Source organism: Kiritimatiellia bacterium, from assembly GCA_026417735.1.
GTDB lineage: Bacteria > Verrucomicrobiota > Kiritimatiellia > PWTM01 > PWTM01 > CAACVY01.
Window position 1 is genome coordinate 100,386 of the sequence record JAOACR010000007.1, and the last position, 14,313, is coordinate 114,698.

11 protein-coding genes are annotated in these 14,313 nt (G+C 67.8%); 3 read left to right on the plus strand and 8 right to left on the minus strand.

The features are described from left to right. Positions 1-8: 8 nt before the first annotated feature. The 4 genes from ilvB to N2652_02970 form a co-directional block, all read right to left on the minus strand. Positions 9-1,736 (minus strand): biosynthetic-type acetolactate synthase large subunit, encoded by a 1,728-nt coding sequence (gene ilvB, locus N2652_02955; GenBank protein MCX7818157.1) that lies wholly within the window; start codon positions 1,734-1,736, stop codon positions 9-11. Between the two features lie 301 nt (positions 1,737-2,037). Continuing rightward, positions 2,038-2,466 carry an SUF system NifU family Fe-S cluster assembly protein gene (locus N2652_02960; GenBank protein MCX7818158.1) on the minus strand — a complete coding sequence of 143 codons (429 nt, stop codon included), beginning with the start codon at positions 2,464-2,466 and terminating at the stop codon, positions 2,038-2,040. Beyond that, entirely contained in the window at positions 2,456-3,736 is a 1,281-nt protein-coding gene (locus tag N2652_02965) for a cysteine desulfurase (protein MCX7818159.1), read from the minus strand. Before N2652_02965 ends, N2652_02960 begins: the two co-directional genes overlap by 11 nt. A 63-nt stretch (positions 3,737-3,799) precedes the next feature. Then, a complete protein-coding gene (locus N2652_02970; protein MCX7818160.1) occupies positions 3,800-4,129 on the minus strand; it encodes a hypothetical protein in 330 nt (109 codons plus the stop codon). Between the two features lie 750 nt (positions 4,130-4,879). Between N2652_02970 and N2652_02975 the strand changes: the two genes are divergently transcribed. After that, on the plus strand, positions 4,880-7,774 hold the full coding sequence (locus N2652_02975; GenBank protein MCX7818161.1) for a transporter substrate-binding domain-containing protein: 2,895 nt from the start codon (positions 4,880-4,882) through the stop codon (positions 7,772-7,774). Positions 7,775-7,834: 60 nt separating this feature from the next. Beyond that, complete coding sequence (locus tag N2652_02980; GenBank protein ID MCX7818162.1) at positions 7,835-8,725, plus strand: metallophosphoesterase family protein; 891 nt, start codon at positions 7,835-7,837, stop codon at positions 8,723-8,725. Here N2652_02980 and N2652_02985 read toward each other — a convergent pair. Genes N2652_02985 through N2652_03000 form a run of 4 tightly spaced genes read right to left on the minus strand, consistent with a single transcriptional unit; the run spans position 8,703 to position 12,814 of the window. Beyond that, a complete protein-coding gene (locus N2652_02985; protein MCX7818163.1) occupies positions 8,703-9,077 on the minus strand; it encodes a hypothetical protein in 375 nt (124 codons plus the stop codon). The two genes, N2652_02980 and N2652_02985, sit on opposite strands and share 23 nt — an antisense overlap. A 48-nt stretch (positions 9,078-9,125) precedes the next feature. After that, on the minus strand, positions 9,126-11,348 hold the full coding sequence (locus tag N2652_02990) for a hypothetical protein (GenBank protein MCX7818164.1): 2,223 nt from the start codon (positions 11,346-11,348) through the stop codon (positions 9,126-9,128). Between the two features lie 35 nt (positions 11,349-11,383). Next, the gene (locus N2652_02995; protein ID MCX7818165.1) at positions 11,384-11,977 is read right to left on the minus strand and encodes a hypothetical protein; all 594 of its coding nucleotides are present in this window, start codon (positions 11,975-11,977) and stop codon (positions 11,384-11,386) included. Positions 11,978-12,010: 33 nt separating this feature from the next. Beyond that, on the minus strand, positions 12,011-12,814 hold the full coding sequence (locus N2652_03000) for a TonB family protein (GenBank protein ID MCX7818166.1): 804 nt from the start codon (positions 12,812-12,814) through the stop codon (positions 12,011-12,013). A 106-nt stretch (positions 12,815-12,920) separates the two neighbouring features. Between N2652_03000 and N2652_03005 the strand changes: the two genes are divergently transcribed. Further along, on the plus strand, positions 12,921-14,303 hold the full coding sequence (locus tag N2652_03005; protein MCX7818167.1) for a hypothetical protein: 1,383 nt from the start codon (positions 12,921-12,923) through the stop codon (positions 14,301-14,303). Positions 14,304-14,313: the final 10 nt, after the last annotated feature.

A 14,313-nucleotide genomic window follows, 5' to 3' on the forward strand; every position in this document is an offset into this window, starting at 1 on the left:
CTCCTGGCTCAGGTCGAGCCGGTCGGCTTCTCCATGCGGTGGCGGGGCCGCTCGATGATCATGTCTTCGAGCGCTTTGCCGGCCGGCACCATCGGAAAGACGTTGTCGGTCTTTTCCACCTCCGCGTTGATGAGGCACGGACCGTCGTTGTACGCGAACGCGCGGGCCAGCACGCGTCGGACGTCGCCCGCGCGCCGCAGGTTCCACGCGCGCACACCCTGATAGGCGGTCGCGAGCCGCACGAAGTCCGGATTGCCCTCGAGGTCCACCCCGCAGCGTCGGTCGTCATAGAAAAGTTCCTGCCATTGGCGGACCATGCCGAGATAGTGATTGTTCAACAGGATGATCTTCAGCGGCAGTCGGTGCAGCGCGGCAGTCGCCAGTTCGTACATCGTCATCTGGAAGCCGCCGTCGCCGCAGAACACCAGCACCAGTTCGCCGGGCCGGCCAAACTGTGCACCGATCGCGGCCGGCAGCGCGTATCCCATCGTTCCGGCGCCGCCGGAGGACAGAAAATTGTTCGGGTAGTCGGTACGGTAGAACTGCGCAGCCCACATCTGATGCTGACCGACGTCGGTGACGACGATCGCGCGGCCACCGGTCAGCTTCCAGGCTTCGTCAATCACGTGCTGCATCTTCAGGCCGCCCTTGCGCTTGTAGTGCAGCGGGTAGCGGCGCTTGTATTCGTCCAGGTGCGCCAGCCACTCCTCCGTGGGCAGGCGGCTGACGTGGGGCAACAGCGCTCGTAGCGCCACCCGCGCATCCGCGACACAGTGAATGTGGCAGGGGATCATCTTGTCCATCTCGGCCGGATCCACGTCGATGTGAATCCGCGTCGCGTTGCGGCAGAAGCGGGACGGTTGCCCGACGATGCGGTCGTCATAGCGGGAACCGATGGACATGATTAGATCGCACTCCACCACCGCCTTGTTCGCGTACGCGGTGCCGTGCATGCCCATCCAGCCGAGCGAAAGCCGGTGCGACTCCGGAAAGGCGCCCTTGCCCAGCAGCGTGGTGACCACCGGCGCCTGCAGGGTTTCTGCGAGCATCCGCAGCTCCGCGGTCGCGCCCGCGATCAACACGCCGTGGCCGGCCAGCAGCACCGGCCGCCGGGACTTGCTCAGCGCCTCCGCAATCTGCTGAATCACCCCCTCGTCCACGTGGTCGCCCGGCGGGCAGTAGCCCGGCAGATCCATCGGCGGGTGCAGATCGCCCGAGAACGGCCCCGCCGAAACATCCTTCGGAATGTCGATGATTACCGGACCAGGGCGGCCCGTGCTGCAGATGTAGAACGCCTCCCGCACGACCCGCGGAATGTCATTGGTCTCCTTCACCAGGTAACTGTGCTTCACAATCGGCATCGTGATGCCGAAAATGTCCGCCTCCTGAAAGGCATCCTTCCCGATCATCGAACGGATCTGCTGACCGCTGATGACGATGATCGGAACCGAGTCCATGTGCGCGGTCATGATGCCGGTGATGGTGTTCGTCGCGCCCGGCCCGCTGGTCACCAGCACCACGCCGGGTTTGCCGGTCGCCCGCGCATATCCGTCGGCCATGTGCGCGGCTCCCTGCTCATGGCGCACGAGTATTAGCCGGATCTTCGTCTTCGTGGTGACGATCGCGTCGAAAATCGGGATGGCCGCCCCACCTGAGTAACCGAAGATGTATTCGACGCCCTCGTTTTCGAGGCATCGAATCAACGCCTGCGCACCGTCCGATGGTTGAGCTATCATCTCAGCGCTCCAGTCCTGTTTTTGGACCATAATTGCACAGGTCTGCTGAGATGTCAACCGAAAAAGCCTCGGATCAAATTACAAAAAGCGAGGTAATGACGAAGAGGTCCTATGAAAGACGTCCATTCGGGAAGGAAGTTGTCGACCAGCGCGTACGTATCAGCAGAAAGAGATCCACAACGAAGCCAGATACCATGGGTTCCGTGTCAACATACAAATGAGCATTGATTTACTTCAAATAGAAACTCACAAACAGATGACCACGAGTCTTTAACTTTTACATGCTTTGACTCGGGCACGCTTAGACGCCGCGCGCGTCCAGCGCCTTCTTCATTGCGTGCCAGCACATCGTTGCGCACTTGACTCTCATCGGGAATCGGTGCACGCCGCCCAGTGCCTCCAGATCCGGAACTGCCGACGGATCCCACGGCCGCTCGCCGCGGAGCATTGCGATCACCGTGTCGGCGGCGCGACGGAATTCCGCCGGCGTCCGCCCAGCCGCGAAGTCGGCCATGATCGAAGCCGAGGCCATCGAAATTGCGCAGCCCCGGCTCTGATGGCGCACGTCCGCGATTCGGCCGTCTTCAATTCGCACGGCCAGGCGGATGTGGTCGCCGCAGGAAGGATTCACTTCCTCCGCCGCAAGTTCCTCGTCGTTGACCGCGCCGGCGCGTCGGGGCGACCGGTAGTGGTCGAGCAGCACCTCCTGATAGAGATCGTCAAGCTCCACGGCAGAAATATGCGCGGGCGCGGACGATTGCCGCTCCCAGACGTTCAATGTCGAGGGGGGTGTTGTATAACGCGAGGCTCGCTCGGGTGACGGCGACTACGCCGAGTCGCCGCATGAGAGGCTGACAGCACAGATGACCGGCCCGGACCGCGATGCCCTCGCCGTCGAGAAACTGGGCCAGGTCATGCGGATGGACGCCGTCCACCGAGAATGAAATCACGCCGAGGCGCTCCGCGGCGGAGCCAAAGACATGGACGCCCGGCATCCCGCTCAGCGTCCGGATCGCCTGCTGGGTGAGGTCGGCCTCCCAGGCGGTGATCGCGTCGCGGTCCGTGCGCTCGAGATAGGCGATGGCCGCGCCCAGACCGATCACGGCGGAGATGTTCGGTGTTCCGGCCTCGAACTTGTGGGGCACCTCCGCCCAGGTGGAGCGCTCGAGCTCCACGCGGTCGATCATTTCCCCACCGCCCATGAACGGGTCCATCGCCTCGAGCAGCGCGGCGCGGCCGATCAGCAGTCCGACCCCCGTCGGCCCGTACATCTTGTGGCCGGAACACACGTAGAAGTCGCACTCGAGATCCCGCACCGAGATCGGCAGATGGGGAGCACTCTGCGCGCCATCCACCAGACAGAGCGCGCCGGCGCGATGCGCGCGACGGGCGATCTCGGCCACCGGATTCACGGTCCCTAGCACATTGGAGGCGTGCGTCACCGCGACAATCCGCGCCCGGCCGTCGGCAAGATGCTGGTCGAGGGCGGCGAGATCCAGCGTGCCGTCGCCGAGCACCGGTACGAACCGCAACCGGGCGCCGGTCGCCGCAGCGACCATCTGCCAGGGCACAAGGTTGCTGTGATGCTCCATCTCAGTGAGGACAATCGCGTCGTCCGGCCGCAGGTGCTTGCGCCCCCAGCCCCATGCGACGAGGTTGATGCTTTCGGTGGTGCCGCGGGTGAACACCACCTCGCGCGGGGATCCCGCGCCGAAAAACGCCGCCGCCCGGCGGCGCACATCCTCGTACCGGCGGGTCGCCTCCTCCGCAAGAAAGTGAAAGGCGCGGTGGACGTTCGCGTTGCAGGTACCGTAATACTCACAGACCGCTTGAATGACCTCGGCCGGCTTCTGGCTGGTCGCCGCGTTGTCGAGATAAACCAGCGGGCGGCCCCGCACCGTCTGCTGCAGCACCGGAAAGTCGCGCCGCGCCGCCTCGACATCCCAGCGGGGCCGTCCGGGAGGCCCGGCGGTGCAACTGCAACAGCGCGGACTGCTCATCTGTTCACTATACGAGCGATACGCCGCCGTTTCCATGCGGGATCCGGCACGCGGCGGCGACTTTCACCCGACCCCAAGCCGGCGTGTGAGGTCGGCGATCTCCTCCTCCAGACGTCGCCGGCGCTCGGCCGACCACTCCGCCAGCGCTTTCAGTACGGCCTCCTTCGAAAGGCTCCCGGCTGCGCGCGCCTCCGCGAGCTCGCGTTTGAGCGTCTCGATCTGGTGCAACAGCTCGGCGGTTCTTTCCGCATGTTGCGTGGCGAGCGCCCGCAGCGCCAGCTCGGCTTTCTCCGCGCGACGGCGCAGCTCGTCAACCGCAGGGGGGCTAACGGATGACGCAGCGGAGGCGTCCGCCGTCGCGGGGGAAGGGGGAGGGGGGACGGCGGACGCCACCGGCTGGGCATCCGGCTCTGGCGGTGGGGGCGGCGGCGTGGCTCTGGTTTCCGAGGGGGGGGGCGATGCGGCTGTTGCGGTCGCGTCGGGGGCTGCCGATGCGCTCGCTTCCGGCACGAGGGTGACCGCCTGGCATTGCTTGCATCGCACCTTCTTGCCGGCGAGTTCCGCCCGCAAGGTCATCACTCGCCCGCAACCTGAACAGGGCACCTGAATGGCGCCGGCCGTCGGCGACGGGGCGGGTGGCGGCGCCGCAGGCTCCCGATCGGGTAAAATCGGTCTGGCCGGGATGTGCCGTGTCGAGGTTGCGGCATCCGGAGGCGACGCCACGCCCCCAAGTGGAATCGGCGTTCCACAACGGAGACACTTGAACTCCTTCAACGTCTTCACGAAGCCTTCCCGCAACTTCAGGGCGGTACCGCACGACGGACACTTCAATGTCGTCACCATCGTCCACCTCACAGGCGTCGCGAGCCCTCGAGGCTCGGGTCGAAGTGGCCCTAATACCGCCCCGGGCGGCGCGGCGCAAGCAGAATGAGAGTCGCGGAGGGGGGGGCGAGGGCGAACGTGGATCGGAACAGCTGGCGGAAGGACCTTTTCGGTAGGCCGGTGGGCCGTTGCGTGATTTCGCCGCCGGTTTTTCCAGCCTCCCGATTGGCGAATGGAGGGGGAAAGGGGCGTTGCTGCTGGCGCGCGGCTGTCACTTGACGATCTTCCCAAATGGTTCAAAATCATTGCTGGAGCGAGGGCATGGTTGAGACCGCGAGTTTGAACGTGAAAGGAGGGAGGAGCGCCGCACAGCCGCTCATTGGGGGGTGCAGGGGTCTTTGGTGGTGCCTGGCGGTGCTGCTGAGCGCAACCACATCGCTCTCCATGCGCTCCGATGAGCAGATCCCGGCGCAGTTTCAGCTGCGTTCCATCACTGTTGCGGTGGACGACAACTATCCCCCCTTCATTTTCCGCGATTCGAGCGGCGCACTGCGCGGCTATCTCCCGGAGCTGTGGGCGTTGTGGTCGCAAAAGACGTCCATTGAGGCGCGGCTCCTGGCAACGAACTGGGCGACGGCTCGGCAGCTGCTGCTGGGCGGCAAGGCGGACGTGATTGACACGATCTTTGAAACACCAGAGCGCCGCCAACTGTATGAGTTTCTGCCGCCATATACAGAGATCGAGGTGCCACTGTTTGTTCACCGCGACATCGGCGGGGTGGCCGGCCCGGCGGACCTCCGTGGTTTCGTGGTTGCCGCGAAAGCGGGCGATGCGGCGGTGGATTGGCTGCGCGAGCACGGCGTGACGCGCATAGAGCTGTATCCGAGCTACGAGGCGGTGCTCGCGGCGGCGACGGCAGGCGTGGTCCGCGTGTTCACGGTCGACCGGCCACCGGCGATGTTTTACCTCTTCCGATGGGGATACGCGGACCATTTCCGCATCGGCTTCATGATGTATACCGGCCGGTTTCACCGCGCGGTTCGCAAGGGGGAGGAAGGCCTGGCCGCGGTTGTGGCGGCGGGGTTCGACCGGATCTCTCGCGCGGAGGATGCGGCGCTGCGAAGCCGATGGTTCGGGCGGCCACTGTTGCACGCCCACTGGGTGCAGATGGTGGTGTCGGTATTGGCGACGACCCTGATCCTGGGGGGCGGAGCGATCGCCGCGATCGCGGTCTTGCGGCGGCTGGTGCGCGAGCGCACGCGCGCGCTGGAGGAAGCCGTGCGGCTACGCGAAGCCACCGCGGAACGACTGCGGGGCACGCTCGAGGCCGTACCGGTCGGCATCGGCGTGGTCCGTCGGCGCGTCGTCCAGGACGTCAACGAACGGCTCTGCGAAATGACGGGCTATTCGCGTGACCAGCTGATCGGGCGCAGCACGAGAATCCTGTATCCGGACGACGCGGAGTTCGAGCGCGTTGGCCGGGTGCACTACCTGGAGCTTCGCCAAACTGGCCGGACGACGCTGGAGACGCGCTGGCAGCGGGCGGACGGCCAGCTGCGCGACATCTGGCTGAGTTCGGTGATGCTGCGCCCCGCATCGGAAGAGGCGGAGGTTCTTTTCACCGCGCTCGACATCACGGAGCGCAAACGGATGGAAGCAGAGCTGAAGTCACGCGAGGCGGAACTGTCCGCGCTGGTCCGGAATCTGCCCGGCGTCGTGTACCGCGGCCGTCCCGACCGCCCAGGTATGCTGAAATTTGTCAGCGAGGGCGTGCGGGCGCTGGTGGGGTTGCCGGCCACCGAGTTTCTGCCGCCGGCCAGCCGTGTGCTGGATGCGATGATCGAGGCAACCAGCCGGGCGGCGGTGGAACGCGAGCGGGAGGCGACGATTCGTGAGCGCGGTGCCTGGGAGGGCGAGTATCCGATTCGGACGGCGGCGGGTGAAACCCGTTGGGTATGGGAACGGGTGGTGCGGCTGGAAGGGGGGGAGCCGGACGAATGGCAGGGTTATCTGGCGGACATCACCTCCCTCAAGCGGGCGAACGAGCGGCTGGTGGAGCTGGAACGCGATCTGCAGCAGGCGCAGAAGCTGGAGAGTCTGGGGCTGCTAGCGGGTGGCATCGCGCATGACTTCAACAACCTGCTCACTGCGGTGCTCGGGCACATCTCGCTGGCCGCCGATGGCCTGGCCGCCGATTCTGCTGCACGTGCCGACCTGTTCGCGGCCGAGCGGGCGGTGCGTCAGGCAACCGAACTCACCCAGCGATTGCTTGCGTATGCCGGCCGCGCGCAGATTGCGCCTCGCCAGGTGAACCTGTCCGAGCTGGTGCTCGCAATGCAACCGATGCTCCGGGTGTCGGTACCCCGCAAGATTGAGCTGCACTTCCATTGCCCTCCCGATCTGCCTCCGATTCGAGGCGATCCCGCGCAGATCCAGCAGGTGGTGATGAACCTCGTCATCAATGCGGCGGAAGCGATCGGCGAGCGAACCGGTCTGATCTCCATCTCCACCGAGGTCCGCACGTTCGACCGCAAGGAGTTGCGGTCCTACCGGCTGCAGGAGGACCGGCCGGAGGGCCGATACGTCGTACTGGAGGTGGCGGACACCGGCTGCGGTCTTTCGCCCGCCCAGCTCACACGCATTTTCGAGCCATTCTTCTCGACCAAGATGCTGGGACGCGGCCTGGGGCTCAGCTGTGTGCTGGGCATCGTGCGCTCGCATCGCGGCATGATCGGTGTGGAGAGCGAGCCGGGCCTCGGCTCGATTTTCCGCGTGCTGTTCCCGGTTCAGACCGAGCCCGCCCCGCCGCTGGGGGAAGAGCCTGTGGGCGCCACCTCGGACTGGACCGGACAAGGGACGGTGCTGCTGGTGGACGACGAAGACATTGTGCGCTCCGTCACCTCGCGGCTGCTGACGCGGTTGGGGTTTCAGGTGATCGCCGCGGCGGATGGCCGCGAGGCGATCAGCGTCTTCCGTGCGCACCACGATCGGCTGACGGCGGTGATCCTTGATCTGACGATGCCGCATCTGGACGGCGCGGAGACGTGCCGCCAGCTGCGTGCGATCAGCGCGCGCGTGCCCGTGGTGCTGGCCAGCGGCTATGACGAGCACGACGTCGCGCGGCGCTATGCGGACGCTGGCTTCGCCGCTTTTGTGCAAAAGCCGTTCAGCCTCGAGGGGCTGCGTCGCGCGTTGCGTTCAGTTGTCGGCGGCTGAACGCAACGACGCCGCGGTGGCAGTCGTCCCGCCCACATCCCCGGTGTACGCTCGTGGACCATGGCAGAGCCACTTTACCCACTTCGGCGTTTCGCGCTGGTCAGCGACATCCACTACTGCGAGACCGACGATCGCCTCGGGCGTCACTACCGGCAGGCGCCCTCGATGCTGGCGGCGGTAGTACGCCGCGCCCGAGAGTTCGGCGCCTGCGCGATCATCGAGCTTGGCGATTTGAAAGATCTGGACGAGTGCGGGCCACCGGACCGGGCGCGGTCCGCTGCGGAGGTCGCACGCGTGGAGGCAATCCTCCAGGGGGCGGGGCTGCCTGCGCTGCACGTGGTCGGCAACCACGACGTGGACTGTTTCACGAAGGATGAGTTTCTTGCGCTGATCCGTCAGCCCGCGGGCGCACCGCCCGGCGCTGGCGCGTTCGCGCTCGAGCTGTGCGGGTGGCGGTGGCTCGTGCTCGACGCGAACTTCCGTCCCGACGGGACGCCGTTGAGAGACGGTCATCTGAACTGGACCGATCCGACGATTCCGGGGTGGCAGATGGAGTGGCTCGAGCGGGAACTCGCGGGAGGGCGCGGGCTGGCGCTCATCGCGGTGCACCAGGTGCTCGACCTCGATCCGCCGGATCCCTTCGCCGTGCGCAACAGTGCGCAGGTGCGTCGACTCATCGCGACGAGTGGCCGACCGGTGCTTGTCGTCCAAGGGCATCGTCATGAACCGAACGTACGGCGCATCGGCCGCGCACTGTACTACACGGTGGCGGGGCTCGTGGACAGCGCGCCCGAGGAGCCCTCTTGGGCGCTCCTTGAAGTCGGTGCGCACCTCTGCCGCATTCGCGGGTTCGGCGCTGCGCTGGATGCGGAGCTGGTGGTGGACGACACTTCCGAAGCCGGCACAGAGGGCGAACCGCCCGGCCCCGTCAGGCCGCCAGCGCCCCGGTGAGGAACGCGATAAGAATTCCCGCCAGCAATGCCGCCAGCGTGATCAGCGCGGCCAGCACGTGGCGGCGCGCGCGATCGGCGCGCTGGCCGCGGTGCAGTGCGATGCCGAGGCCGGTCAGCGTCGCGGCGAGCACCCAAATCAGCAGAAATGCGGTGACGTTCTTCGGATAGTGTGCGGCGCGGGTCGCGCCGGGCGAACCGGAGCCCCGCGCCGCCGCCGGACCGACGAGCGGCAACGCCATGCACAGCACCAAAAACACCACACCCGCGGCGGTCGCGATGGCGTCCGCGCACCGGCGCGACCGCCACCACGGCGGCGGCGCAAGCGACGAGGTTGATTCGTTCGGGTGCATACCGCCGTGATCATCGCCGAAACGGCGGTGCGCCGCAAACAATACGCCTCAACGCTTGGCGGCTTGGCGGGCACGCACCGCGATCCATTCGATCTCGATGCCGTGTCCCGGCATCTCCGGCCGCACCTCGAGGTGGAGCCGCGCAACTGGCCCGTCCGGATCTGCCGGCGCGGCGCGGGCGTCGCTGATCCGAAATGCGCGGTCACAGGGAGCGCGCAGCTCCACCGAGTGCGAGCCCGAGCTGACCCGCAGGCCGATGGAACGAGCGCGGTCCAGTCGAGTCCCTCGCCAGCGCAGTTGAAGGTCCGCACCGTCGGGGCCGACCAGGTCCGCGGGGACACGCACCTCGGCCCGTCCGAAGACTCGGGGGCAGCTCTGGCCATACGGCGGTAGAAGAAATCCCTCACCGAGCGTTGCGCCACACCACGGTTCGGCGGTCGGGTCAAAGTCGAGCAGCACGGGTTCGGCGGCGCGGTAGAGCCGGATGCCGGGCACCGCCGGCACACCGGCCGGCGCGCTGAGCACCACCTCGAGCAGGCCGGTGTGAGTACCCAGCGCGAAAAAGTTCGCTCCCCGGACCGCGGCGCGGTCCGCCAGCACTTCCGTGCTCGCGGGGGAGGGGCGCCGCCGGAGCATCAGTCGCGCACCGGCCCCCACCGCGCGGGCGTCGAGTTCCAGGCGCATCCCCGGCTCCGGCACATACACCTCCAACACGGTGCCGGTGGAAGACCAAGGCCGGAGGCGCCAGAAATCCACGCGCGCCGGCGTCAGCGAAAAGTCGGCCAGATCCAGCGGCTCGACGCCGGCGGGAATGACGTCGAAGGCGCGGCGCACCGCCGCCCATTCGATGTCGCGCCGGCCGCCGGAACGGACCTCCGCGCACCAAACCGGCCGGCCGGACGCAAACTCCGGCGCGAGGCGTTCGCGCAAACTATCGGATGGATCATGCGCGTTCGCGGCCCAGTGCCAGGAGGCGGGGTACGCGTCGAGGTGATTGAACCATCGGATGATCTCGCAAAAGTGTCGGCGCGCAAGAACCTTGGTGCCGGCGGGGATCCGCGCGGCCACTTCCCGGGCGAGCGCTCGGGCGTCTTGGACCGTGAATCGGCGCTCGGTGGGGCGGAGCGACAGGAGCCAGACCGCGCCGAGCGCGCAGGCAACCGTCGCCACCACCGCGGCCGTTCGTTCGCCCCATGGTGATCGACGCAGCAGCGCGCCGAGCGCAGCGGTCACGCCGATGCCTCCCAACGCCGACCCAAACACGACGGCGATCCAGAGGTACCGTGGAACGAACGTCCAGTAGAAGCAATAGAACAGCGTGTAGATCGCTGTTGGTGCGGCCAGCATCACTGCGGCCGGGCTGTTCCGTTCGCGGACCACCGTAACCAGTCCCAACACCAGCGGCGCACTGAACAGCAGCGCGGCGCGCGGCCATTGGGTCAGATACTCCAACACCTGCGGTGCGACCTCGCCGAATGCGACCCAGTGCAGCCCGGGAAGCCAGCGCTGTTCCGCGAGCGCCTGTGGAGGCAGCAGGCCCCCGCCGCCCCGTCGCAACAGACCCTGTGCGAGCAGTGGTGCGGCCCCGAGAAGCGCGCCGGCCAGTGCGAGCGCGACCGCGCGTCCCGCTGCCGCACCGACCCGCCGTGCGCGCGTGAGCACCAGCCCCCCCAGCGGAACGCCCGCCAGCAGTGCGGGCTCGCGCACACTGAACGCGAGTCCGAACAACGTACCCGCGGTGATCGCCCGTGTACCGCGCCAGCGCTCACGAGGCAGCTCGGCGGCCGCCAGGCCCATCGCGCCGAGCAGCAACAGATGGGAGAGCGGGTCGCGGTACGGGTTGGTCATCGCCTGGATCAACCAGGGGTCGAACGTCGCGAGAATCAGAACCGCGAACGCCGCCGCCGCGGCTCGACGAGCCGGCGGACCCGGCGTGAGCATCGCGGCGAGTATGCCCGCGCCGGCGATCACGCCCGCGATCAACGGGAGGTTGCTGAAGAAGATCCCGTAGGGGCCGGTCAGCGGGAGGATCAGGCGCAAAAACAGGGGATATCCGCAGGCGTGGCGGCTGGTGAAAAACTCCCTCCCGAGCTCCCGCGCGAAGACCAACCAGTTGACGGGGTCCGACCAGGCGCGGATCGAGTGATGCCGCAGCACCATCACCGTCAGCGCGCCGAGCACCAGTGCGCTACCGGCCAGCGCGCAGACCGCCTGTGCGCGACCGGAGCGCGGATCCCTCGCACTTGCGCCTGTATGGAACGGCGTGCTCAAGCGGCCCTATGGAAACCACGGGACCGGTTGAGTGGTCAACGCCGACGTTCCCGGAACGGCCGCAGCGGCTCGGTCGCCGCGTCCGCGGGCCGGGCCGCTTCCTTCATTAAGCGTTCCAGCTGGGGTTCAATGTCCTTTGGCTGGCACTTTTCAAGCAGGATGCGGCCCTGCTCGTCGGTAACGCGAATCGCCCAGCCGTAGGCTTTCTCGCGCAGCTCACCGGATCCCGGCCCGCTGCGATTCCACTCAATCCGCCGCAGCGTCACCGGCTCGGTCTCGAAGGTGGCAGGTGTGGCGCCGGCCAGCACGATTTCCTCCTCCTTCATCACGCCCGGGCGCAGGCTGCCGGTCGCACCCTGGATCACCACGAGGTACCGCACGCGGAGATTCTCCGGCACGTCCGGCGCCAGGCGCTGGATTTCGAAGCGGTACACGACCTCGTCCTCATCCACGCGGCCCGAGACCTGCGCGAGCTGCTGGGAGGGCCCCTTGCGGCTGGCGATCGTCTTGCGCGTTGCGCTCACGCGCACTTTTTCGAGCGCAGGGGCGGCGCGCGCGGACGTCGCTATGGCGACGCCCAGCAGCAGCAGCGTGGTGAGCGTCGTGCGGATCAGCGCTCCACGGTTCATCACTATCTCCTTACGTCCGTTCCGGCCGCCGCGTTACAGCAGCGGCAATGGCGGGCGGGCGTTCGCGCTTCGGGATTCCACCAGTCGGAAGCTCACCGGAATCCGGTAGGTTGCCGGTCCGGAGCCTGGGAACGGCGCTGCGCGCCGCACCGCGGCCAACGCGGCGGCGACCAGCCGCGGGATGTCGCCGGCGCCCTCGAGCGATTCGATCGAGCCGTCTTCGCGCAGCCGCAGCACGATCCAGACGCGCCCTTCCTCGCCGCGGATCCGCGAGGCCTCGGGGTAGCGAAGCGCCCGCATGATCGCTTCTCGCACCGCCTGCCAGCGCGGAGACTCCGGCGGCACGCTCGGTGGCTGCTCGGCGGGCGGCGGCTCGAGCGCGGCCAGCAGCTCCTCGAGCGCCCGATCGAGGTCCGGCGCAGGTTCCGCGCTCGAGCGTGGCCATTCAACCGCGGCGATCTCGATTGCGGGCAGCTCCGGAATCGGCAGCGGCTCCGGAGCCGAGATCGATCGCGGCGGCAGCTCGGGCAGCGGAGGCGGGGGCGGCTCGCGCGGTGGCGAGCTCACCCACCGGCCGACGTCCACCGCCACCACCACAGGTCGATCGCCGTTCGTCGCCGGCCGCCGCACGACGACCACATTCCCCAGCACCGCGAGCAGCGCGCCATGGATCGCCAACGATGCGATCGCGGCGTACTTCTGCAGTGGCGGCTGCTGGCGCCGCAGTCGCCAGGCCGCCGCGCTCGCGCCCGTTCGCGCCGGCAACCGGCGCGCTCGCAGAACCGGCGGCCGGCGCATTCCGCGCGTCGCCGTGCGGATGAGCGTTGTGCGGCTCATGTCCCGGTCATCTTCCGTTTCGACCGCTCCGCTGGACGGGACTCGCTGCAGATTTACAGGTACCCGCCGCAGTCTGTAGCATACGCTGTTCGGGCTGGGCTCGCGAATGAACCGCTTGTTCGCATGGATGTTGACCGCCGCCGCGGGCAGTCATTGGGTGAGTGCAGAAGTTCGGCCCTGGCTGGATTTCGAGGGTTCCGATGCCGGCGCCGCGTGGAGGGCCGGGCGCGGCGCGTCGGTTCAGGTGGTGGAGGCGGTTGCGCCGGCGGGCGGCGGGGGGCCGGCGCCGCGGCCGGAGGGCCATGCGCTGCGCATCAGTGCGGGGGCCGGCGGCGGTGTGCTGCTGAGCCAGGTACCGGACGGCCTTGCGCAGGCCTGCGCGATTCGTCTGTGGCTGCGGCGCATCGGGGGCCAGGGGGCGACGCCCGCCGAAATCGAAGTGCAGTTCATCGAGCCGGACGGCCGCTCGCGGTTCTGGCGCAAAGTGACGTTGAGCAACTCCGAGTGGGAGGCGTTCGAATTGCCGCTGCGCTTCTTCCGCACGACCGGCGCACGGCTGCCCGAATGGCGGCAGGTGCGCCATTTCAGCCTGTACGCTCGGCAGGCGGTGACCGCGGAGCTCGACGCGGTGACGGTGGTGTGCGCGGAGGGCTGCGGACCGGACATCTCGTTGCAGGAGCTGCGCGAGATCGCCTTCCCCGGCGCCCCGACCGGTACGGTGCGGCTGGTGCGGGATGCGGAGTCCGCCGTGATGACCGACTGCGCGGAGCTCGACCTGGCGGCGATCCGTACGGTGATGGGGCAACTGACTCGGGAACTGCGGAGGCTGCTGCCGTTTCTGCCGGCGCCGGCGCGGCCGCCGGTGCTGCTGGTGTTCGCGGACCGCGCACAGTACCGGAAGTTTCCCGGCCAGCTCGCACAGCGCATGGGGGCGATTGCGGCGGAGCCGACCACGGATGGGTACACCGTCGCCGGCGTGGCGACATCGTTTTGGGACCCGCAGAAAGGGTCCCTGCGCCCCGTCTACTTCCACGAGTTCACGCACGCGTGGCTCGCGCAGGCGGGCGGACTGGCCTGTGAGGGGCATTGGTTACACGAGGCGGTCGCCAGCTACCTCCAGTTGAAGCTGTTCCCACAGCCGAACTTCGATGCGCTGGTGCGCAGCGCGTTGGCTTCGAACGCGGCCCGGCCGCTTCGGGAACTGTGCTCGGCGCGTCCGGTGAACGTTCGCGACTACTGGCAGCTGGTGACCGTTTTCCGGATGCTGAAGGAGCGCCCGCCCTATGCGGAGCGGTTGCCGAGGCTGTTTGAGGCGGTCCGGGCGCACAGCAGTTTTGATCTGGGGCTGTACGTCGAGGAGGCGTTCGGTGTGGACTTGGACCGGCTGGAGGCCGACTGGCGCACGTTCTGCGAGGCGACCTGGCCGGCGGCCCCGGCACCCGCCCCCGTGGACAGCCAGGCGACGTCCACCGCGCCACCGAACGGCTGAGCGCAAGGCG